Below are 24426 nucleotides of genomic sequence, written 5' to 3'. Positions count from 1 at the left end.
TTCTGTTTCGGAATATCTTGAAGGCGTTCAGCAAATAACGCGAGACATTCCCAGCCTCGTTGCATTGCTTGTGTGCTCAATAAGTTATCTTCATTTAGCCCAGCGGCTAATCTAACTTTACGTTTAACGCGACCTATAGTTTGCAAGCCGCCAGCAATTGACTTAGCGATCAACATGTGGAAACTGTTAGATCCTAAATCAATGACTGCATAAACATTTTTTTGCGGTTTAAGTTGCCCCACCGTTCAAAAACCTCTAGTTACTACTACGACTATAACGACGGTCGTAACTACGACCGTGCTTTTTGGTAACTATTATTGGGTCTACGTCCGTTGTTGTTACTACGGCTACGCGGGCCTGTTGAATAATTACGTTTTCTTTGAATAGTAGGCTTAGTTACATCATCAAGCAATGCACTTTTATCATAATGCGATAAAGGTATGCTGTGCTCTATGTATTCTTCAATTTCATGAAGGTTATATGCATACTGCTCACATGCAAAACTAATTGCTTTACCAGATGCGCCTGCACGACCTGTACGACCGATTCGATGAACGTAATCTTCACAATCATCTGGTAAGTCGAAGTTAAATACATGACTTACTTCAGGGATATGCAAGCCACGTGCTGCTACATCCGTTGCTACCAAGAAGTCTAAATCACCTTTGCTGAATTGCGCTAAAATTGATTGACGCTTTTTCTGGTTAACGTCGCCAGTAAGCATACCAACACGATGACCATCCGCTTTTAACCAGGCATACACTGTTTCGCAGCTATGCTTAGTATTTGCAAACACAATCGCTTTTTCAGGCCATTCTTCTTCAATCAAGGTTAATAACAGCTTAACCTTATCTTCTTGTGAAGGATGAAATAGTTCTTCTTCAATACGTTTGCCAGTTTTTACATCTGGCTCAATTTGCACATGCTCTGGATTTGTCATGTGCTCAAACGCCAACTCTTGTACCCGATACGATAATGTGGCGGAGAATAATAAGTTAAGTCGTTGCGATGTATCCGGCATACGACGAAACATATAACGAATATCTTTAATAAAACCCAAATCAAACATACGATCGGCTTCATCAAGGACCACTACTTCGATTTCATTGAGGGTATAACACCCTTGTTTATATAAATCGATTAAGCGACCTGTGGTGCCAATTAAAATATCAACGCCTTTTTCTAACTGTGCACGTTGTTTTTCGTAATCTTCGCCACCATATACTAAACCTAAGTTAAGATTACAGTGTGGCGCTAAAATTTTTGCATCTTTGTGGATCTGAATCGCAAGCTCCCGAGTAGGGGCCATGATCAGGGCTCTTGGATGTTTACTAGGTGCTTTGCTAGATTGTAATAACCGATGGCACGTGGCGGTTAAAAACGCCAACGTTTTGCCTGTACCCGTTTGTGCTTGACCCGCAATATCGCGGCCATCACAAATAAAAGGTAGGCATTTAGCTTGTATGGGTGTGCAATATTCAAACCCACTTTCGGTTAACCCGGCAACCACTTCCGGTGCAATAGCAAAGTCTGAAAACTTTTTATCGGTCAAATGTGTCTTAGTCATAGCGTTTAAGCATAACGTTTAAACTTGCAATAAGAAACAAGAGTGTTTAAATACGCATTAAATAATTCGCCTAACTTATCGGAGAGCGCAATGAGCGAGAAAATTATTCAATTAACTGACGACGGCTTTGAGGCTGACGTATTACAATCAGACAAGCCTGTATTAGTTGATTTTTGGGCAGAATGGTGTGGACCATGTAAAATGATCGCACCAATTCTTAATGAAGTAGCAGATGAATTTGATGGCCGTGTTGTGATCGGTAAATTAAATATCGACCAAAATGCTGGCACACCACCTAAGTTTGGTATTCGCGGCATCCCTACACTACTTCTTTTAAAAGAAGGCCAAGTAGCAGCAACTAAAGTTGGTGCTCTTTCTAAAACTCAATTAGTTGAGTTTTTAGAAAACAACATCTAAATGCAGATGAAAAAAAGGGCTTTTTGCCCTTTTTTTACATTTTTTGTTGTATAAAGACTGGACGCCTAGCCAGTGACCTGCTAGTTTATAAAGCCAACTAATCCTTAGTTTACCAACGAACCTCTCTCACTAATCAATTTCGATTATATGAGCATGATAACTGTAATAAAGAACCCACCAATATGCATTTACGCGAATTAAAAGACAAGTCGATCAAAGAACTTGTAGACTTAGCTGAGTCCATGGGGCTCGAAAACGTAGCCCGCTTAAGAAAGCAAGATATTATCTTTGCTATCCTTAAAGCCCACGCCAAAAGTGGAGAGAATATTTTTGGCGGTGGTGTACTAGAAATCTTACAGGATGGTTTTGGTTTCTTAAGATCATCAGAAGCCTCTTACCTAGCTGGCCCTGATGACATTTATATATCACCTAGCCAAATTCGTCGTTTTAGTATGCGTACTGGTGACTCTATAATGGGTCTGATACGCCCACCTAAAGACGGTGAACGTTACTTCGCATTACTAAAAGTAAACGAAGTCAACTTTGATAGACCAGAAAACTCCCGTACTAAAATCCTTTTTGAAAACCTTACCCCACTACATGCCAACGAACGCTTACGTATGGAACGTGGTAATGGTAGTACCGAGGATATAACTGCTCGAGTACTCGATTTAGCATCACCAATTGGCCGTGGCCAACGTGGTTTATTAGTAGCACCGCCAAAAGCGGGTAAAACAATGCTACTACAAAACATTGCCCAATCAATTACTCATAACCACCCTGATGCAACCTTGATGGTATTACTTATCGATGAGCGTCCAGAGGAAGTAACTGAAATGCAACGCCTTGTAAAAGGTGAAGTCATTGCATCAACGTTTGATGAGCCAGCGAGCCGTCACGTACAGGTTGCGGAAATGGTAATCGAAAAAGCAAAACGCCTTGTTGAGCATAAAAAAGATGTCATCATCCTACTTGATTCAATCACTCGTTTAGCACGTGCATACAACACCGTTATTCCTTCATCAGGTAAAGTACTTACTGGTGGTGTTGATGCGAACGCACTTCATAAACCAAAGCGTTTCTTTGGTGCTGCCCGTAACGTTGAAGAGGGCGGCAGTTTAACGATTATCGCTACTGCGCTTATCGATACAGGCTCTAAGATGGATGAAGTAATCTACGAAGAGTTTAAAGGCACCGGTAATATGGAATTACACTTAAATCGTAAGATTGCTGAAAAGCGTGTATTCCCTGCAATCGACTTTAACCGTTCTGGTACCCGTCGTGAAGAATTGCTGACGAAACCAGATGAGCTACAAAAAATGTGGATTTTACGTAAGATCGTTCATGAAATGTCTGAAATTGATGCCATGGAGTTTCTAATTGATAAACTCTCAATGAGTAAAACCAATGATGAATTTTTTGATTCAATGAAACGTCAGTAATTCCATTTACGAAATTATAAAATGCCTGTTAATACAGGCATTTTTTCGTTTTAAATAATAATCGGGTTAAGTTATTAACTCGTTGTAGTGCTAGATAAGTGTTGTGATAATTGCTCGATTAATTGGTTAACTAACTCTGTTATCTGTACATCTGTCGGTTGCTGATCTTTTGCTAACAAGACTTTATCTAAATTCATCGCAGCCTTAGCGACATTCGTTAATGAAAAGATCTGCGCAGCACCTAAAATACGATGACTATCTTGCTGTAATTCAATAAAATTCTTTTCTTTAACGTGCTGAGCCAAGGCTTTAATTTCGTCATCAAAGCTGGCGATAAAACTGCTTACCAAATCACTAATATCTGGATTAGCTAACGGTAACATTATTGGCTCACTTAAATGTGATGCCAGTGTACGATAGAAGGTTTCTTTCTCGATTGGTTTACTTAAGTAGCCGGTAAATCCCATTGCTAAGTAATTATCGATCTCATGGCTCATTGCATTGGCAGTTAACGCAAAAATTGGTTTATTAAAGCCACATTTTTTTAAGAGTTCAAACGCGCTTAAACCATCCATTACCGGCATTTGTATATCTAATAGCACAATATCTGGAAATTCACTTAGGCACTGCTCAACCGCTTGCTCACCATTAGACACAGCAATCACTTCGAGACCCATTGACTTTAAAAAACGACTAATAAGTCTGCGATTATCGGGGTGATCTTCTGCTAGCAATACACGCCCTGTAAGCTGTGTTGAGGGCGGTTGGGTGGAGATATCTGGGCTAACGAGTCTTGGAGTATATTCTTTACATGGTACATTAAAAATAAATTCACTGCCTTTACCAAACTCACTTTCAACACTAATGTACCCGCCCATCATAATTGCTAATTGCTGCGACAGACTCAAGCCCAATCCAGAGCCACCAAACCTACGACTTATAGTATTATCGCCTTGCTGAAAGCATTCAAAAATATTTTTTATTTGCTCGGTGTTCATACCAATACCGGTATCTTTAACTTTAAAGCACACCCCTTGCTCTATAGTATTAACATGCAAAGTAACACTGCCAACTTCTGTAAATTTAATCGCATTCGTTAATAAGTTAATTAGTATTTGTTTCACACGAATTAAATCTAACTTAGTCCAGTAACTTGCCCCTAGCTGATTCTCTAATAACAGCGTTAGGCCTTTGCTTTTAGCTTGCATACTCGACATCGCGTAAACATCATTAATCATCACAACAAGATCGAATTCACTGGTGTGCAAATCTAAACGGTTTGCTTCTATTTTGCTAATATCAAGCACATCATTAATCAAATCTTTTAAGTGATCGCTATGTTTTTTAATTACTAATAGTTCAGTTTGTAACTGTTGTGGCTGATATAAACCCTGTAATAAGTCGTCTGTTTGCCCTAAAATTGCTGTAAGTGGTGTACGAATTTCATGGCTAATATTTGCTAAAAATTGGCTTTTCACTTGATTTGCAGCACGCAGCTCTTGTGCTACGTACTCTAGTTCTTGGGTGCGCTGCTCAACTTTCTGCTCTAATTGCGTTTTAGCTTTCTTTTCTATCGCACGGCGATAAAGTACAACCACACAAAGTAAGACCAACAGTAATACGATCGCCAATAAAACAGTTAATTGAGAACGCTTTTCGATTTTTAATTCTTGTAGACTCCGCTCTTGCTTAAGCTGCTTAATTTCTTGGTTTAACTGATTCGATTTAAACTGCAACTGAAACACATTCAATGCTTTCATGACTTCTTCACTGGTCATGCTACGCTGATAATCAACAAACTGCTGATGTAAATGAATAGCTCGCTTATAATCACCGGCACCGGCACTTAATAGTGCCTGGATCCCTAAGCCATCTTTAACCCGTAGCTCATCTTTATATTCTTTCGCTAACTCTATTGATTTTTCTAAGTTTTGTTTTGCAGTATCAATATCACCCATCACTAGTTGTATTTTTGCCAATACATGCAATGAAGCTAACCACAGCGATTGGTTGTCAATCTGTTGAGCAAATTTTTGAGCTGATTTTGCATGATACAAAGCAGCATCTAACTCATCCATTTTTAAGTTTATATTTGCCAAGTTTGTATGCTGTACTGACAGCTGATAAGCATCATTTACACTTTGGTAATAACGTAAAGCACGTTGATAATAATGCAATGCCAACTGATTTTGACCCGATTCCGTATAAGCCACCCCCATATTCCCATAGGAAAGCGCAACGCCTTCTTCATCGCCTAACTGCTGGAATACATCCACTACTTCACGGTAAATTTCAAGGGCTGAATCATAGCGAGATAAGCGAATGTAGATACCTGCAATATTATGAAGAATGTCAGCTTTATCTTGCGCACTACCATCCTTTTCATAAAGTGTTTTTGCCTGCTGGTAATAATCTAAGGCCAGCTCCATGTTGTGCATGTTAAAATATGCGAGGCCAATGTTACTCAATAAGTTAGCTTGTTTTATTGGGCTCTTTAAATTTACGGCCAAGTTTAAAGCCCGACTATAGTCAATAACAGCTTGCTGTAGCAAACCTTGAAAATAATGCACCACCCCTTGCATTTTTATTGCTCTAAAGTGCAACTCAGGTAGTGTTGAAAATGAGCTATGTTGCTCTAACAACTTATAATAATGCAGTGCTTGAGGGTAATTCTTGCGTTCAAAGGCAAGCTCAGCTAAAGCAGAATAAATCGTGACTTGTTGTTGATTTGAAAGCTGTGTGGCAAGTAATTGATTAGCTAACTGCTGCTTTTCTGACCACTCATCGGTAATTTTAAACTGTTCAAAAAGCGCTCTTTGTTGTTGTGCATTACCTGATTGAGAAAAAACACCAAGCACAATAATCAAGCAAATAAATAATAGGCGCTTAAACTGACCCAGCATAATTTTTTCCTTGGAATTTTGTTAACAGTAGAAGCTATGATAATTTAGCCAAGATACACTAATAACTAGACTGCAAACAATGCTTAACCCACTGATAGATGAGATTTTTGAGCTTATTCTAACGAAAGACACATGGATGGTTCATACTTTAGCATTAAAATTACAGCAGCAAGGCGCTATCGACTCACTCGACATTCAGCCAGATCGTGATTTATTTAAACGTAATTTTTTAATCATGAATGCTTTGTATCAATTACAACAGCAACTGCACCCCTCCCAACATTTAGCGATTGCCAGCTTACAAATCACCCTCACGGATACCTCCCCCAATCAGTCCTTACAACATGCTGATCCGCTGAGAGATTATTATCTTGACTGGCAAAATTACGAAACTTCCAGTGATGAAATTGAAGCATTACTCTGTGACTTCTGGCAACGTTTTGCAGGCAATCGATCGTCGCTACAAACACTTGATAGCAAAGCGTATAATAAGCTATTACAACGCTGGAAATTGAGTAAGCAATGTAGCTTAAAAGAGATACAAAAGCGCTGGCGACAGCTAGCAATGCAATACCACCCTGATAAAGAAACGGGCGATACAGAGAAATTTAAAAAATTAAAGAGTGAATATGAGCAGCTTAAGGCAAGCTGCTCAACCGTTGATTATTAACGAGTTAGGCGGCGAGCACGAATTTTACGGCCTTTAATATTACCTTCTGTTAATTTACGTAGTGCTGGTTTTGAAGAGTTACGTTCAACAGCAACAAAAGCCACGTTATCAAGTACGTTAATTTTACCAACCTGACGCCCTGCAACGCCATCTTTACCCGTTAGCGCACCTAAAATATCACCAGCCCGTACTTTTTGTTTTTTACCCGCATCAATCATCAAGGTGACCATTTGCGGTTTATATGGTGGCTTTTCAAGTAAGCTAAATGGAGGCAGTTGCTCAGGCAAAAAATCACATTCGTAGTGATCGCCAATTTGCGCCACTTTAAATTGTTCTGCGTCACCATAAATTGAACACGCAATACCTTTTTTACCAGCACGACCAGTACGACCAATACGGTGTACGTGAGTTTGTGGATCATGAGCAAGGTGGTAATTAATTACCATGTCCATGTCGTCAATATCTAAACCACGAGCGGCTACATCGGTGGCCACTAAAATAGAGGCACTTTTATTGGCAAAGTGGATAAGTGTGCGTTCACGATCACGTTGTTCTAAATCGCCATGTAAGGCAACTGCGCTAAATCCTTCAGCGGATAAATCATCACACACCTGCTGTGTTTCAACTTTGGTATTACAAAACACTACACAGCTTTCAGGTTGGAATTTAAGTAACAGTAGTTTTAAAGTATTAAAACGCTGTTTGTTATTATCCATTTTATAGAAGTATTGCTTAATGGTGCTTTTTTCTTGCTCTTCTTCTACTTTCACCATAACAGGGTTACTTAACACTCGTTTAGCAATCGCTTCGATTGCTCGTGGGAAAGTCGCGCTAAATAATAATGTTTGCCGCTGCTTAGGAATGCAATCAATAATAGCATCTAAGGTATCTTGGAAGCCCATATCAAGCATTTGGTCAGCTTCATCAAGCACTAAGGTTTCAACATCATCTAAACGTAAGGTGCCTTTACGAATATGATCATCAACACGCCCTGGTGTACCAACAATAATGTGCGCGCCATGTTCCAAAGAACCAATTTGCGGCCCTATTGATACACCACCACATAAAGTTAAAATTTTAATATTGTGAATACCACGCGCTAATTTTCGCATTTCCACGGCAACTTGTTCAGCAAGCTCTCGGGTTGGGCAAAGTACTAACGATTGAATACGAAAACGTTTCACATTGAGCTTAGCAAGTACACCCAGACTAAACGCAGCGGTTTTACCTGAGCCTGTTTTGGCTTGTGCGATAATGTCTTTACCTTCCAACACAGGCGGCAAACTTTGTGCCTGAACGGCCGTCATTTGGGTATAACCTAACGTTGATAAGTTATCTACCAACCCAGTTGGTAAAGCGAGAGATGAAAAAGCAGTTGCAGTCACAATTAATTCCAAAACAAAAAATTTGATTAAATTAACAAGGGATAAGGCCCCTGCTGAAAGTGTGTTAATGATAGCAGAGTTGTGCATTTGCAACCATCAGCACCTTTTATTATAAATTCTTCAATAAAGGCACTGTAAATAAAAGTCATTTTCATTAAGATCTGTACCTATTTTTATATTCACTAAGCTGGAAGCATTAATGAAACTAAGTCCACTTTATCTTGCCCTGATCGCCTCTGCGAGCGTAGCAAGCGCAGCAGAAAACAACGACAACCTTGAACGAATTGAAGTCAAAGGAAGCTACTTTAATGATTACAAAGTAGATAATGCATCAGGGGCAATGCGTACATCAGCTTCATTACTAGAAACAGCACAATCAGTTACTGTAATCACCGACACTATAGTCAATGAGCAATTAGCAACCACACTCGGTGAAGTATTAACCAACGATGCCAGCTTGACTGCAGGTTCACAGCAACGTAACCGTGAAGTATTTAATCTACGTGGTTTTGAGCTGAGTTCATCAACTGGCTATTTACGTGACGGCCACCAGCACTGGTCACATTACCAGCAACCGATTGAAATACTCCAGCAAGTCGAAGTAATTAAAGGCCCATCAAGTATTTTATATGGCCAATCGGGCCCTGGTGGTTTAGTGAACATGGTCACCAAAAAACCAACTGCGCAAACATTATTTAATGCCAGTGCCGATGTGGATCAGCATGGCTCAACACGCTTTATGGTTGATGCTGGCGGCGCGCTAACCGAGGCTGAGGATTTACGTGCTCGTGGTATTTTAGTAAAACAAGACGTTGATTACTGGCGCGAATACCAAAATGGTGAAAACCGTGAACGCGACCGCTTTTTAGGTGCGTTAGTGGTTGATTACGATATCACTGATAATGCCTTAGTCCGTTTCCACTACGATCGCACCGATGATGAAGCAGGCCTAGATACAGGTGCATGGATTGATGACAATGCTAATGTAATTGGCGATGATAAAACCATTCGCGATATGTCATGGGCATTTACTGATATTACAGTTGAAAACCTTGGTGTGGATTTCCAGGTGTTCTTATCTGATAACTGGCAAGTAAATATTGGCTACAACGAGCAAACGTTTGAGCATCAACGCTTTGAATCAGCTGCACGTAAACCATCAGACTTTATGGAAGGCGATAGCTATGAATCACGCCCTTATGACCGTTTTGACGATTGGCAGTTTACAACCGCATTTATTGATTTTATCGGTGAGTTTGAAACCGCAGGCGTTCAGCACCAATTATTAATTGGCGCCAACTCTCTTGATTACTACTACGGACAATTACGTACTTCAAGTGATTCGATTTTTTATTCAGCAGGCCAAACTGAGCCAACGCGCCCAGACATAAGCTACAAATCAGATCCGACAAAAAGTGAATCTGAGTATGATTTTTACGGCGTGTACTTCCAAGATTTAATTACTTTCTCACCAGAGTGGCAAGTATCACTTGGTGGCCGTTTTGATAAACAAAACAAAGAAGGCGCTGATAACGAATCTTTCGTACCTAAATTTGGAGTGTTATATCATCCAAATGCGTCAGCTACTGTATACGGAAGCTACTCTGAAGGCTTTGAACCACAAAGCAGTGATACATTAATTAATGAAAGTGATATCAATAACGGTATGAAGTTAGACGCAGTAACTTCTGAACAAAAAGAAATTGGTATCAAGTGGCAGTTGTTTGATGACCGCTTAATGCTAAGCAGTGCATTATTTGATATCAGTAAAACAGGCACCTTGATCACCGAGCAACTAGATAATCCAGTGGGTGATATTGAAACAATCACGACACAAGCCGGTGAACAACGTCATAAAGGTTTTGAGCTAGGTGCGCAAGGTGCAGCAACTGACCGTTTATTTGTTATGGCTTCTACTATGTATCTTGATGCTGAATATGTTCAAGGAGGCGCTCGCCCTACAGATGTCCCTAAATGGTCTGCTTCGCTTTGGACTCGTTACGAGGTAACCGATGCCATTGCTTTTAATGCAGGTGCGTTTTATGAAGGCGAACGCTTCGCAGATAGCGCCAACACCATCACTAAAGATGCCTACACGCGTGTTGATGTGGGTGCAACGTATAAGTTTAATGTTAGCAATACCGATATAAACCTACGCCTTAATGTAGAAAACTTATTTGATACAGACTACCTAGGCGGTGGTGGTGACAATAATGTCACCGTTGGCGAAGGTACTAACTTACGTTTAGCTGCACAATTTAACTTCTAAGGTTAATACCCCTTAAAAAGCCCGTACTTTGCGAAAAGTGCGGGCTTTTTTGCTTTTTATCTCATTGTATTTTTTAAGTGACTCATTTAATGGTTAAATAGCCAGTAAATATCTAACAAGCCAAGGTCAATAATGAAAAAAATCATCACAGGATTACTACTTACCAGTAGTTTTTTAGTCAGCGCCGCTGCGCCTGAGTTTACCGAGAAACAACTTCAGCAAGTTGCAGAGCTTAGAACAAATGCCAGCAGCAGTGACTTAAGCTATCAATTACTTGAATCTCTAACCACCGAAGTTGGTCCACGCTTACCAGGTACTGAAAACGATAAAAAAGCCGTTGCATGGGCGCAAGCTAAATTTAAAGAGCTAGGATTTGATAAAGTATGGCTTGAAGAAGCAACATTTCCTGAGTGGCGACGCTTTAGCGAAAGCGGCAAAATATTAACGCCAAGCGAGCAACCACTGCATCTAACCGCACTTGGCCACAGCGTAAGCACACCAAAAGACGGTATTACTGCTGAAGTGGTATTGTTTGAAACCCTAGATGAGCTTATCGCAGCGCCTGCAAATAGCTTAAAAGGCAAAATTGCTTATATTAATTACCGTATGAACCGCCATATTGATGGTAACGGCTACGGTCCTGCTGTGCGCGCACGCTCAACAGGCTCTGTTGAAGCAGCTAAGAAAGGCGCGATTGGTTACATGATGCGCTCAGTCAGCACTGCCCACCACCGTTTTGCACATACCGGCGGCAGTCATTACAAAGATGGCGTAACCAAAATTCCTAATGTGACCATTGCCAACCCTGATGCTGATCAAATAGCGCGCCTTATCGCACTCGGTAAAAGCGTCACCGTTAATATCAATGTACAAACAGAAGATCGCGGACAAGGCACGGGTTACAATGTGATCGGCCAGTTCAATGGTACGCAAAACCCAGAACAATATGTATTAATTGGCGGCCATTTAGATTCTTGGGATTTAGGCACTGGCGCATTAGATGATGGTGCAGGTGTTGCATTAACAATGGCGGCAGCCAAACATATCAGCGAAATAAAGCGCCCTAAGCGCAGTATACGTGTGGTGTTATTTGCCGCTGAAGAGCTTGGTTTATGGGGTGCTAAAGCGTACTTTAAACAGCATGCGGATGATCTTGATAAAATCGTTGCGGCGGCTGAGTCAGACTTTGGTGCTGATGTTGTGTATGGTTTTGAATCAAATGTATCTGCAGCATCACTACCAGTAGTACGTGCGATAGCTCAACAGCTTGCACCACTTAACGTAGAGTACATTGGCAAAAATAGCGCCAATGGCGGGCCTGACTTAATTCCACTGAAAAATGCCACCAGTGCACCAATTTTTGAACTGCATCAAGATGGCACTGACTACTTTGACTATCATCACACTGCTGATGATACGCTTGATAAAGTAGATCCAGCTAAGCTTAAGCAAAATACCGCGGCGTATGCTGTATTTGCATTGATGGCAGCAGATGCTAAAACAACCATCAAAGCCAAGCCTGCCAAGTAAACATATTTACTTACAGTTTACCGCTTTGCTCTGGGCCCTCTTTACTCTATTTTAATAAGTAAACGCAAGGAGGGCCCTAATGCTACTTTTTAATACCTGTGATTCATTATCTTCTTTTAGTCAAAGAACAACCTGCCCTTGCTGTCAAAGTAACGACTACCAGCTAAAAAACCACAGCCGATTTTTACGTTTTGCAATTATCCCCTTAATACCTTTGGCATGGTGTTATCAATTTCAGTGCAATCAATGCCAATACACAGCAGCAGTACCGTTAAAAAATTTACCTATTCTCGAAAAAATATCATTAGTGAAATACTTTATCGGCTCACTATTATTACTATGGTTATTGGTGTTTTTTTATAATCAGCATCATGCAAAATTAGCCTTACAACAAACGATCCTCAATAACCCGCAAGCCTATGACACTTATTTAGTAAAGGCTGATAAATTCTCTCATGAGCCATTACGCCCAGAAAACTTGAAGGTGGCGCAAATTCTCGAGTTCGACGAAAAGTTTATTACCTTTCAAATAAGCAACTATCGCTATAAGCGTGATAATGCAATTACAATGGCGATGCGCACTAGTTTATTGGTGCAAAAAGATTACTTTTCTTCAAAGACAATAACCTTACCCCGAAGTGAAGTACAACGATTGTATGACGAAGGTACGATTTATGATGTATTACGCCCTTACGCATATAGTTTGTATGGCGGTTTTGTGATGTTTCCCCCACGACCCAAACCTTTATACGAAGGGGTAAAGCTGAATAAAAATAACCAACAAGGTATTCTTTACTACAAAGATGGTTTATTCAAAGATGCCTTTGAGAACTTTTTACTCGCCAGTAAGGAAGGCTCACAGTGGGGCCAACTTAATACAGCACAAATGTATCGCGATGGTGAAGGGGTAGAGAGAGATATAACGCAGGCTATTTATTGGTATCAACAAGCAGCTAAGCAGAATAACCACAAAGCCAAAATACAGCTCAAAGAATTGTGCCTAGAACACACCTGTTAATATACATGGCAAGCTAAAGGCTTGCCATGTATTTAGGCTATGATTTTTACAATGTTAGATGCTGATCTAAAAATGCCAGCACTTGCTTATAATAACGAGTGCGATGTTCTGTTTTATAAAAACCATGTCCTTCATCTTCAAGTAGCTCATAAATATAGGGGTGTTTCGCTTTTTTAAGCGCTGCAATCAGTGATTCAGCTTGTTCAATCGGTGCTCGCTTATCTTCGCCACCGTGCACTATTAACACTGGAGCCTTTAACTTATCAATATTATAGCTAGGTGAAAAAGCCTTTAATTGCGCTTCATCTGTGCCCAATACACTTTGTAAATAACGTTGGCCACTGTCGCGCCCTGCAACATCCCCTTCTTCAAACATTAAAGGTAAGTCATAAACACCCACTACCCCAATCGCACACTTAAACATATTAGGTTCTAAAATCGCACTTTGTAGCGCTGAGTATCCACCAAAACTTGCGCCCATAATGCAGATGTTATTTTTATTAACCGTGCCCTGCTCAATTAAATATTTCACACCATCAATAATATCAAATTGAATTTCAGCTCCCCACTTTTGATGCCCCGCATGCTCAAAGTTACGGCCAAAACCACCAGAGCCCCTAAAATTAACTTTTAGTACAGCCATACCGCGATTTGCAAGCAACTGTGCATCGGGGTCAAATCCCCACCAATCGCGAGGGCCGTGTGGACCACCGTGTGGCATAACTACTAAAGGTAAGTTTTGCTCTGAAGTGTTATTCGGCACTGTTAAATAACCATAAATGGTTAAACCATCTCGACTAGTAAAACTCACTGGCTTGGTCTGGGCCATTTGCTCTGCATCAAGCCAACTACGAGATGCAAACAAAAATCGTAAGTTATTATTTTTGGCGTCAAATAAATAATATTGCCCAGGGTTTCGATCATTCGAAGCATAGATAACATTCGTATCGCCATCTTCAGTGCTACTAACGAGCTGCACTTGCTCGCCTGGTAAAGCGGAGATTAAAGCTTTTAAACGCATGCTTTTATCAGATTGTCCATCGACAAAAGCATAAGTCGGATAACCTAGTTCGGTTTCAATCGCAAATAACTCTTTTGATGCTTCATCAACCCATATTTGCTTTGGTGATACTTCCTCTTCCTTATGAATTAAATCAATTACTTTAGTTTTTAGATTCAATTTATATAAGCCTTGTGCTTCACCACTTACTGAAGCTGTGACATAAACAGCGTCACCACTACTATCAAAAGCATGTAATGTCACATCACTGTAACTCAAATCACCTAAGTTAAGTGGTTGCCAATTGCCACCTGACTTTTCGCGGGTATGGATTGTTGGTTTAATGTAATCATCACTGGCGACTGCGACTCTGACATTCCCTTCATGATCAGTCAAAAAGTTGGCCATTCGTGACGGTGAACGCGTCACTTTACGACGCTTGCCTGTAAAAACATCAACCTTATAGACAACCGTGTGTGGCTCACTACTCGATGTCCACGGATAAGTCACTATAAGCATTTTATTATCATCGTGAAGCAAAGGATCTAGCAAATAAGAGGTACCATAAAGCGGTGTTGCTTTTTTGAGACGAGAACCTGTTTGCATTTCCCCTTGATAGCCAACTAAGTACTTAGCTTTCGAGCCATCGGCATTCACGCCATATAACTCACCATAATATTCAGGGTGATCCTGCCAACCGCGCAAATACTCTTTTGCAACCACAACACGCTCATCACTTACCCAGTGATAAGCGCCAACTTGGGCATTCCCTTGAAAATTAACAGCATGATGAACTGTGAATTTTTTAGCATCCAAAATAACCAACACTTTCTTACCTTTAGGTTGCATAATTACTGCAAGGTAGCTTCCATTAGGAGAGATTTTCACTTGGCTATATTCACTGCTGCGGCTAAAGTCCTCGACTGTAGGAGCTGATTGATTTGCATAACTGATTGAACTTGCAATACACAACGCAATCACAACAATCAACGTCATTATTTTATCCATAAAACATCCCTTTAAATTTATACTTTTTATAATTACACCAATTGTACCTAATAAAGTTTGACATCGGTATCCATCCAAATACTTAAATAAAGAACACGGCGTACCTATTTACTTTAATTTGGTTACAATATAACATTACCGATATATTATAACAAAACATTGGAATGTTAATGTATTTACCTAACTTAAAAACTAGCCTGCTCGCTTCTATGATCGCCATCCTATGTGCCTGTAATAGTGAGATTGATGACATTGCTAATAAAAATGACGAACAAACTGATCACCATGATCATAGCGAAGTCACCTCAACTGGGCGTTTAGCTATTAGTCATGCCGATACTGCAAACGTCTCTATTTTTGATACTGACGATAACGCGTTACTTGAGATGTTTAATACAGCAAATATTGTTAGCGGCTTATATGCAAGCCCTACAAATCGCTTTGCGGTACTTATACAACGCGCTGATAACTATGTAGAGTTTATTGATGGAGGTTTATACCGTGAAGATCATGGCGACCACCTCCATGATTACAAACAAGCACCATCTTTATCAAGTTTTACTCTAACAAGCGATAAGCCAACTCATTTTGATGTAAGTGAGCAGCAAGCAGCTCTATTCTTTGATGGCAATATAGATGCAGGTATTCCCGCAAGTTTTGCTATTTTAACTGATGAATCGATCGTAAATGGCGAGACACTCGCCACGCATAATTTTGCTAACGCTATGCATGGCACCGCGCAAATTCGTGGTGACTCGGTGATCACCACCTACCGCACAGAAGACACAACCAACACATTACCAAACTATGTAGAGCAATTGCATATTCATGGCGATCATTTCCATCAAGAGCAACGCTTTGAGCTTGATTGTCCAGCGCTACACGGTAGCGCGCAGAACCACCAGCACATTGCATTTGGCTGTGCTGATGGCGTACTTATTATCACTGAACAAGATGGTGAGTTTAATGCAGCCAAAATAAATAACCTGGACGACTTTGCTGTAGGTGCCCGTATTGGCACACTAAAAGGAAGCGAGCACAGCGAGCTCTTTTTAGGTATCGCGCAAAGCAAACTCTTTTACACCGTTGATCCCAAAGCCGGTGCAATGACACAACTTGCCTGGCAACAAGATACTGAAAACACCTTATTAGCAAGTGCACTTGATAGTATAACGGGTGAATTTTACGTACTTGAGAGTGACGGTTTCTTATCGATATTAAACGCTGAAGATGATTGGCAAGTCAGTGCTCGTTTTCAAGTACTAGAAAACCCAACAGGTAACTATGCACTTGCTGCATCGGCAGTTGATGATACTTTATATATCGCAGAGGCAAACAGCCAAACCGTATTAAGTGTCGATACTCATGAACAAGCGGCTGAAATTATTCTGAATCTTGATTTTACTCCAAATAAAATAACCTGGTTAGGTATTGCTGAAGAATCAGATGAAGAACACAACCACTAAGATTAAATGACTTTCATAGCATTCCCTTGCTAAGCCATTGCCGGCAAATTTACTTTGCCGGCTTTTTTTGTTTTCATACTCACAACAGCATGATGTATCAACACCACCACCGCCCCTGCTAATACGCCTAATAAACCATCAAACAGTAAAGGGGCAATAACTCCCCCTGTCGCTCCTAAATAGTTTGCTCCAAACTCAGCCACCGTTATTTGCCAATGATGCAACACACTAATGCCATGTACTAAAATACCACCGCCGACGAGAAACATAGCGACCGTTCCAGCAAAAGCTAAAAATGCCATTAGCCGCGGCGCAGCAGCTAATAAACCTTTGCCTAACAACTCTTTAAATCGGTTACCGGTTTGCTGTGCTTGAGTGAGCAAGTACAAACCCGCGTCATCAAGTTTAACAATTCCAGCCACTAAACCATAGACACCTATCGTCATGATCACTGCAATCACGCTCAGCACTAACGCTTGATTAAGCAAACTGGCACCGGCCACAGTGCCAAGTGTGATGACAATTATTTCTGCCGATAAAATAAAATCGGTTCTAATTGCCCCTTTAATTTTTTGCTTTTCGTATTCCACTAAATCTACATTTTCACTATCACTAACATCGTCGTTGCTCGAGTGAGGTATGAACTTTTCAACGAGCTTTTCAGCACCTTCAAAGCATAGAAATAACCCACCCATCATTAATAATGGCGTTATTAGCCAAGGCAGCCACACACTTATCAACAAAGCGGCAGGAACAAGAATCGCTTTATTCAGAAAGGATCCTTTAGCCACGGCCCACACTACTGGTAACTCGCGTTCGGCACTCACACCGGTAACTTGCTGGGCATTTAATGCCAAATCGTCACCCAACACACCGGCGGTTTTTTTTGTCGCAACTTTGCTCATTGTGGCAATATCATCTAATAGCGTCGTGATGTCATCCAACAAAGTTAATAGATTCGTACCTGCCATTAAATTTCCTTGTACTTAAATATTTATAATAATCAACATAGCCTAAACAGCCATTTTCACCAACGGTTAATTTTCGTTTGCTATGCTAGGAGTCAAACCCACTTACCAAGGTAACAATTTATGTATAAAAGCGTATTAATTGCACTCGGTGTTTTGAGCTTGAGCGCATGTACCGAACAACAAAACAGTCAGTCTTTCTCCTGCGATAGCCAACTTACAGCGGTTATCACCAGTGAAAGTGAAGAAACAGCTTCATTAGCCTATAATCAGGTTACTTACCAGTTAACGCAGCAAACCAGCGCTTCAGGTGTAAAGTATAGCAATGATGATGTGCTGTTTTGGACCAAAGGTAACGAAGCTATGTTGATCATTGATGGCAACAAATACCACTGTAACTTAGAGTAAAGCATTCGCGCGCCACACTTATAATTTATAAAAACACTGCTACACTCATAAGTAATTAAGTATTTACGGGTTAGCTATGCGCGCTATTGCTATCAAAACAAAACTCATTTTTTCCTTTGCCACCATTGGTTTTTTAATGCTGGCCAGCAGTGGTTTTTTTTACTGGTCGCTCGGAAAAATTGACCATGCCACTTCAGATATCGAAACGTTAGCAGTCCCCGTACAACAACAAAGTAACGCGCTACGTTTATCTTTATTATCAATAACTAAATATAATGCCGTTGCGTATAGCCAAACAAGTGAAGAAGCTTTACACCAGCAACTGCAAAGTACCCGCGAAAACCAAGCTCTATTTGCCTCCAAATTAAAAGAGTTAAACACACAACTTAGTGACCAACCGCAAATGCAGCAGTTGCTGTCAAAAGTAGCACAGCAATACCAGCTATTTAGTACGACCAGCACAACCATGTTTAGTGCCAAACAGCAAGGGTTAACCGCCGAAACACAGGTGGCTGCATTAGCCAATGATTACGCTAACAACCTCGCAGATTTAAGTAATGGTCTACTTGATTTAGAGTTAATCGAAGTAACAGCTGAACAGCAGACTTTATTAGCCGCGATTGTTGGTACCGCGACCCGCATTGATGATTTGCTTTTCACCTTGGGGAACAATGTTAAGGGGATCAATCATATAAACAGCCTACAAACACTTAATGAGCATCAACAAGACACTCGCTTCTTGCTCGATAATATCCAATCTAATTTTACTTACCTGCAGCAACAAGCAAGTGAACTAAAAAATATCACCAACTTTACCAGCCTAAAAGAGTTACTAAACTTAATAAATCAACAACTAATAACGCTATATCAACAACAAAGTACACTTTTAAGCAGCAAAGTAGCGGCTGAGCAAGCCTTTTTCAGCCTTTCAGCAGCAATTCCAACTTACTGAACAACTTATTATTGAGCTCAACCAATTAGCTGATAAACGCTTTAACAGCTTACAAAGCGATGCTCAATCAGTGATCAGCACGGGATCAAAACTCGCTATTATCATCTCTTTAGTACTCATCTCGTTCGCAGCCTTGATCTGTTTTTTAACGACACGAGCCATGCTAAAACCATTAAATGCAGTTAATAAAGCGCTATCACGCATCGCCTCAGGAGATTTATCAAAACGTACAAAACCACTGAACGATGATGAATTTGGCATACTTTTAAATAATATCAACCAATTAAGTGATGATTTGAGTGAACTACTCAGTGCAATAAGTGACAACGCCCATACTTTGGATCAATCAGCAATGCAAACTAGTGAGCAAGGCCAACAAATGACTGAGGCTGCACAACAGCAACTAGATCACATTGCTCAGGCCAGTGCAGTGGCTCATAACATGCTTAGCAATTCACAAGCTGTTTGCGAACAAGCAGATAACACTTCCGGTGAAGTTACAAACGCCTCGCAATTTGCTAACAATGTAAACCACATAGCTGATCGTAACAGTCAACGAATTGTTGCTTTACTCTCTCGTCTTGATCAAGCAGTACAGAGCACGAATGAACTCACTCAACACACACAATTAATTGGCGCAATTGTGGATACCATTAGTAGTATTGCAGAGCAGACAAACTTACTCGCACTCAATGCTGCAATTGAAGCTGCCCGCGCAGGTGAAAATGGCCGAGGCTTTGCAGTTGTCGCAGATGAAGTGCGCTCTTTAGCTGCACGCACACAAAGCTCTACAAGTGAAATTCACGCTATGATCCAAACATTGCAACAGCAAGCTAACACCGCAGGCCATGAAATTAATGATGCTCAGCAACAAGCCACAGAGTGTGTAGAAAATAGCAGTGAGCTCAATCTAGCTGTAGATAAAATAAAAAGTACCTTAGTGACTATTAATCAGATGAGTATACAAATTGCGGGGTCATCACATCATCAACTAGATAACAGCAATGATATAAAACAGCTCATGACTCAAGTAACCTTGCAGGCACAAAGCAATGCTGAACATGCAAGTACATTAGCAACTCAAAGTGAAGATGTGAAACAGCTCGCTCACTCTCTTACCAGCGCAGTAGAAAGGTTTAAATTCTAATGCTGGTTAAGATGTTGACCATCTATAAACTCTCTAATGTACTTGTCAAATGATGCCGCGGGTAATGGTTTACTGTATAAGAAACCTTGAATGTAATCACAATTCAAAGCTGTAAGAAAAGACCGTTGCGCGGCGGTTTCAACGCCCTCAGCAACCACTTCTAAATGTAAATTACTTGCCATTGAAATTATTGCGCTCACCATTGCGCAGTCTTCAAGATCATCAGGTAAATCTTTAATAAATTCCCGATCTATTTTTAATTTACTCAGTGGAAAGCGTTTTAAATAACTCAACGACGAGTAACCAGTGCCAAAGTCATCAATTGCTAATCCAACACCTATCGCTCGTAAGGCTTGCAACTGCTGTAACGTGTTCACACTGTTGTCAGCGAGTAACGTTTCGGTAATTTCAAGCGTTAAGCACTTAGGTGATAACTGTGTTTCTCGCAGTACAGTTTTAACTAGCGCTTCAATATCCTGGCGTATGAACTGAACACTCGACATATTGACAGTGACAAAAAATTGCTCACCAAAACAATTACACCATGTAGACGCTTCCCGACACGCTTCTCTTAACACCCACTCGCCAATGGGAATTATTAGCCCCAGTTCTTCACACACAGGAATAAATTGCGCAGGAGACACAGCACCTAATTCTGCACTATGCCAACGTAATAACGCTTCACACCCAACCGTTTTTTTATCATGGCTAACAATTGGCTGAAAATAAACAGTAAATTCATTATTACTCAGCGCTTTATGCAGAGCATTCTCAAGTTTGCTGCGGGCTGTTGCTTGTTCATGCAAACCACTGGTAAAGAATTCAAAACAATTACGCCCTTGCTCCTTAGCTTTGTACATAGCACTGTCAGCATTACGCAGTAATATTTTACGTTCAACAGCATCATCAGGGAAAATAGTGATCCCCATACTACCCGACAAAAACACATCTTGCTCACCAATTTTAAATGAGGAATTGAGTGCTTGCAGTGCCTTTTGGGCTAATCGTTCAATATCAGCTAAGGTGTTGATCCCTGGAAGCAGTAACGCAAACTCATCACCGCCTAAACGCGCAACAACATCAGAGCTGCGCATACATGCTTTTAGCCTTTTAGCGGCCTCAAGTAATAATAAATCACCGCTATTATGCCCTAGCGTATCATTCACGCTTTTAAATCGATCTAAATCTATAAAACAAATAGCCAAGCGTTTATTGTCAGCACTGGCACGGATCATTTCTTGATCAAGCTTATTGTTGTAATGGTATCTATTCGCTAACCCTGTCAGGTTATCAAAATTAGTTTGCAACCACATCTCTTGCTCATTTTCTTTACGTAAAGAAATATCGTTGAATAAAGCAACATACTGCTCAATCTCTTTATCATCATCAAAAACCACCGAAATATTGAGCCAACTAGGATAAATACTGCCATCTTTACGACGGTTCCAAACTTCACCTTCCCAATGTCCTTCTTCATTCAAGCGTTGATATAGTGCTTGGAAAAACGCAGGTTTATGGCGCCCAGAATTTAATATTGCCGGTGTTTTACCTATCACATCCTGTTCTTGATAACCTGTAATATGCGTAAAGGCTTGATTAACTGCTTGAATTTCATTGTTACGATTAGATACCAAAATACCCTCATTGGTTGCTGAGAATACGGTACTTGCTAAACGCTGTTGTTGTCGGGTTTGCAGTTTTTGGCTGATATCGCGAATTAAATGTATTTCACCTATCTTAATATTAGCTTCATCATTTACAGCTGTTACTCGTGCCTCTCCCCAAAAATCCTCTTCTAAACCATGAAACTGGCATTCGTTATCAACACCAATTATACCTTTTGGGCACTGTGTAAATGAGTAAATATTTTTCCCTTGCAGTGACTCTCCTGCTGCTAACTTTTGTATAGCCATCGTATTAGCGGTAATCACAACATGCTCGGTATCGGTGAAAACCAATAGATCATCAATACTGTTAAAAATAGCTTTTAGCATTGCGCTGTCTTTTTGTGCCGACTTTTTAGCACGGCGTAACCTAGCAGCTAATAAAGTTAAAATAGCTAACAAGATCATCAATAAAGAAATTGAAATGAGCGCTAATATTAATTGGTCCGCGCTTTTTTCTTCGATTTCTTTAGTTTGGCTCGCAACCAATTCCTCAAGGTTTTCTTGGTAATGCCAAAGCGCAGCTTCGAGGCTACGCTGCGAAGAAATATCATGCACAACAGAAAATAAGAAATCTTTATTTTCAACTCTAAATGGGGCTGAATAAACACTTACAGTACGTGTTTCACCATTAGCTAAACGGTGTTGAAAGACAAAATAATTCTGCCCTTTATTGAGCGCGGCTTGACGCTCTTGCGCAACTTGTTGTTCAGTAAATATATTAATTTGCTGAATCCGCATTGTTTGCAATTGCGCAACACTGTAACCATAAAATAATGCTGCAGCCTGATTGGCAAATTTAATCTCACCTGTTTGCGGCTCAACCACGAGCATGACTGCACTGTGATCATTTAAAAGCGACACATTAATTACAGAATCAAAGGACGACTTTGCAATTGCATGCCCCGCACAAGTAATTATAAAATAAGCAACTATGATCTTGATAAATAACTTTATGATAAGCCCGCCCATTTATTGAAAACTCATTTTATGCATCTGCTCTACACTATAGCTTACTCCACTAATAATGTAATGAAAATGCTCATTAAACACTCACTTAATAAGCCGCTTTAATTCGCTTAACGTATTAATTTAAGTATAATACCAGCAGTCTTTTTCAGCTTTAAAGCGGCCCATAATGAAATACAAAGATCTGCGCGATTTTATCGAGTTACTCGAAAAAAAAGGTGAATTAAAACGTATTCAACAAGAAGTTGATCCTTATTTAGAAATGACAGAAATTGCCGATCGCACCTTACGTGCTAAAGGCCCTGCTTTATTGTTTGAAAACCCTAAAGGCTATGACATCCCAGTATTAGCTAACTTATTTGGTACGCCAGAGCGCGTCGCTATGGGGATGGGTAAAGAAGATGTCAGTGAATTACGAGAAGTGGGTAAACTACTGGCATTTTTAAAAGAGCCTGAGCCACCAAAGGGCTTAAAAGAAGCATTCGGGCAAATACCTGTGTTTAAGCAAGTATTAAACATGCCAGCTAAAGAAGTAAAAAAAGCGCCGTGCCAACAAGTCATTATTGAAGGTGATGATGTTGATTTAACTAAACTTCCTATTCAGCATTGCTGGCCAGGCGATGTAGCCCCGTTGATTACATGGGGTTTAACCGTCACCAAAGGCCCCTATAAAAAGCGCCAAAATCTTGGGATTTATCGCCAACAATTACTTGGTAAAAATAAAATCATTATGCGCTGGTTATCCCATCGCGGCGGCGCACTTGATTTTCAAGAATGGTGCAAAGAAAACCCAGGCCAGCCTTATCCGGTATCGGTGGCACTAGGCGCAGATCCGGCGACTATTTTAGGCGCCGTCACCCCTGTACCTGATACCTTAAGCGAATATGCCTTTGCGGGCTTACTACGCGGTAGCAAAACTGAAGTAGTAAAATCCATATCCAATGATTTACAAGTGCCTGCTAGCGCTGAAATTGTCCTTGAAGGCTATATTATGCCGGGCGAAATGGCTCCTGAAGGCCCTTATGGTGATCACACCGGATACTATAACGAAGTCGATGACTTTCCAGTGATGACAGTTACACACATGACACATCGCAAAGATCCTATTTATCACAGTACCTTTACTGGCCGCCCGCCAGATGAACCCGCGATTTTAGGTGTTGCGTTAAACGAAGTCTTTGTACCTGTACTACAAAAGCAATACCCTGAAATTGTCGATTTTTACTTACCCCCTGAAGGCTGCTCTTACCGTATGGCCGTTGTGACAATGAAAAAGCAATACCCAGGCCATGCAAAGCGGGTAATGATGGGGGTATGGTCGTTCTTACGCCAGTTTATGTACACTAAATTTGTGATTGTTTGCGATGATGACGTCAACGCGCGAGACTGGAATGATGTCATTTGGGCAATCACCACGCGTATGGACCCTGCTCGTGATACCACGTTAATTGAAAACACGCCAATTGATTACCTTGATTTTGCCTCACCCGTATCAGGTTTAGGTTCTAAAATGGGGATGGATGCCACCAATAAATGGCCAGGTGAAACAACTCGAGAATGGGGCGAGCCTATCGTGATGGATCAAGCGACTAAAGATCGTGTTGATGAAATTTGGCAAAGCCTAGATATTCTCTAACAGCGCT

General features: G+C 40.6%; 16 protein-coding genes and 1 pseudogene (1 of these 17 running past the window's edge). 10 read left to right on the top strand and 7 right to left on the bottom strand.

Features of this window, described 5'->3' with window-relative positions; all coding sequences use genetic code 11:
* Window positions 1–242 carry the beginning of a guanosine-5'-triphosphate,3'-diphosphate diphosphatase gene (gene gppA, locus KAN5_RS15510; RefSeq protein ID WP_016710025.1) on the bottom strand. The gene continues 1255 nt to the left of window position 1, outside the view, so only the first 242 of its 1497 coding nucleotides appear in the window; the start codon lies at window positions 240–242; the stop codon falls past the left edge of the window.
* A 47-nt stretch (window positions 243–289) separates the two neighbouring features.
* Window positions 290–1567 carry an ATP-dependent RNA helicase RhlB gene (rhlB, locus tag KAN5_RS15505; RefSeq protein WP_016710024.1) on the bottom strand — a complete coding sequence of 426 codons (1278 nt, stop codon included), beginning with the start codon at window positions 1565–1567 and terminating at the stop codon, window positions 290–292.
* A gap of 90 nt (window positions 1568–1657) precedes the next feature.
* On the opposite strand from rhlB, the gene trxA reads away from it, so the two are divergent.
* Together trxA and rho are read left to right on the top strand one after the other, a co-directional pair.
* Complete coding sequence (gene trxA, locus KAN5_RS15500) at window positions 1658–1984, top strand: thioredoxin TrxA (protein ID WP_244390065.1); 327 nt, start codon at window positions 1658–1660, stop codon at window positions 1982–1984.
* A gap of 182 nt (window positions 1985–2166) precedes the next feature.
* Window positions 2167–3426 carry a transcription termination factor Rho gene (gene rho, locus KAN5_RS15495; protein WP_016710022.1) on the top strand — a complete coding sequence of 420 codons (1260 nt, stop codon included), beginning with the start codon at window positions 2167–2169 and terminating at the stop codon, window positions 3424–3426.
* Between the two features lie 74 nt (window positions 3427–3500).
* On the opposite strand, the gene KAN5_RS15490 is transcribed toward rho, so the two are convergent.
* The gene (locus KAN5_RS15490) at window positions 3501–6329 is read right to left on the bottom strand and encodes a tetratricopeptide repeat protein (RefSeq protein WP_244390064.1); all 2829 of its coding nucleotides are present in this window, start codon (window positions 6327–6329) and stop codon (window positions 3501–3503) included.
* Between the two features lie 79 nt (window positions 6330–6408).
* On the opposite strand from KAN5_RS15490, the gene KAN5_RS15485 reads away from it, so the two are divergent.
* Window positions 6409–6999, top strand: a complete 591-nt coding sequence (locus KAN5_RS15485; RefSeq protein ID WP_244390063.1) for a DNA-J related domain-containing protein — start codon at window positions 6409–6411, stop codon at window positions 6997–6999.
* On the opposite strand, the gene dbpA is transcribed toward KAN5_RS15485, so the two are convergent.
* Window positions 6996–8384, bottom strand: coding sequence for an ATP-dependent RNA helicase DbpA (gene dbpA / locus KAN5_RS15480; RefSeq protein ID WP_029216245.1), 1389 nt, complete (start codon window positions 8382–8384; stop codon window positions 6996–6998). The two genes, KAN5_RS15485 and dbpA, sit on opposite strands and share 4 nt — an antisense overlap.
* Before the next feature lie 199 nt (window positions 8385–8583).
* Between dbpA and KAN5_RS15475 the strand changes: the two genes are divergently transcribed.
* The 3 genes from KAN5_RS15475 (at window position 8584) to KAN5_RS15465 (ending at window position 13201) form a co-directional block, all read left to right on the top strand.
* Complete coding sequence (locus KAN5_RS15475) at window positions 8584–10653, top strand: TonB-dependent receptor (protein WP_244390062.1); 2070 nt, start codon at window positions 8584–8586, stop codon at window positions 10651–10653.
* A 132-nt stretch (window positions 10654–10785) separates the two neighbouring features.
* Window positions 10786–12183 (top strand): M20/M25/M40 family metallo-hydrolase, encoded by a 1398-nt coding sequence (locus KAN5_RS15470; protein WP_244390061.1) that lies wholly within the window; start codon window positions 10786–10788, stop codon window positions 12181–12183.
* A gap of 79 nt (window positions 12184–12262) precedes the next feature.
* Window positions 12263–13201 (top strand): sel1 repeat family protein, encoded by a 939-nt coding sequence (locus KAN5_RS15465; protein ID WP_244390060.1) that lies wholly within the window; start codon window positions 12263–12265, stop codon window positions 13199–13201.
* 46 nt (window positions 13202–13247) lie between these two features.
* On the opposite strand, the gene KAN5_RS15460 is transcribed toward KAN5_RS15465, so the two are convergent.
* Window positions 13248–15209, bottom strand: coding sequence for a S9 family peptidase (locus KAN5_RS15460; RefSeq protein ID WP_244390059.1), 1962 nt, complete (start codon window positions 15207–15209; stop codon window positions 13248–13250).
* Between the two features lie 170 nt (window positions 15210–15379).
* On the opposite strand from KAN5_RS15460, the gene KAN5_RS15455 reads away from it, so the two are divergent.
* A complete protein-coding gene (locus KAN5_RS15455; protein ID WP_016710014.1) occupies window positions 15380–16675 on the top strand; it encodes a hypothetical protein in 1296 nt (431 codons plus the stop codon).
* A 29-nt stretch (window positions 16676–16704) separates the two neighbouring features.
* On the opposite strand, the gene KAN5_RS15450 is transcribed toward KAN5_RS15455, so the two are convergent.
* Complete coding sequence (locus tag KAN5_RS15450) at window positions 16705–17646, bottom strand: DUF808 domain-containing protein (RefSeq protein ID WP_244390058.1); 942 nt, start codon at window positions 17644–17646, stop codon at window positions 16705–16707.
* A 120-nt stretch (window positions 17647–17766) separates the two neighbouring features.
* Between KAN5_RS15450 and KAN5_RS15445 the strand changes: the two genes are divergently transcribed.
* The gene (locus KAN5_RS15445) at window positions 17767–18051 is read left to right on the top strand and encodes an MliC family protein (protein WP_016710012.1); all 285 of its coding nucleotides are present in this window, start codon (window positions 17767–17769) and stop codon (window positions 18049–18051) included.
* 76 nt (window positions 18052–18127) lie between these two features.
* Window positions 18128–20150: pseudogene (locus tag KAN5_RS15440) on the top strand (methyl-accepting chemotaxis protein).
* Here the strand turns inward: KAN5_RS15440 and KAN5_RS15435 are convergent.
* Window positions 20147–22678 carry a GGDEF and EAL domain-containing protein gene (locus KAN5_RS15435; protein WP_244390057.1) on the bottom strand — a complete coding sequence of 844 codons (2532 nt, stop codon included), beginning with the start codon at window positions 22676–22678 and terminating at the stop codon, window positions 20147–20149. The pseudogene KAN5_RS15440 and the gene KAN5_RS15435 overlap by 4 nt on opposite strands.
* A gap of 274 nt (window positions 22679–22952) precedes the next feature.
* On the opposite strand from KAN5_RS15435, the gene ubiD reads away from it, so the two are divergent.
* Complete coding sequence (gene ubiD, locus KAN5_RS15430) at window positions 22953–24419, top strand: 4-hydroxy-3-polyprenylbenzoate decarboxylase (protein ID WP_016710009.1); 1467 nt, start codon at window positions 22953–22955, stop codon at window positions 24417–24419.
* Window positions 24420–24426: the final 7 nt, after the last annotated feature.

Origin of the sequence: Pseudoalteromonas sp. KAN5, assembly GCF_022846535.1 — a bacterium.
GTDB lineage: Bacteria > Pseudomonadota > Gammaproteobacteria > Enterobacterales > Alteromonadaceae > Pseudoalteromonas > Pseudoalteromonas haloplanktis.
Note: the sequence above shows the minus strand (reverse complement) of the source record. Positions and strands in the feature narration are given on the sequence as shown.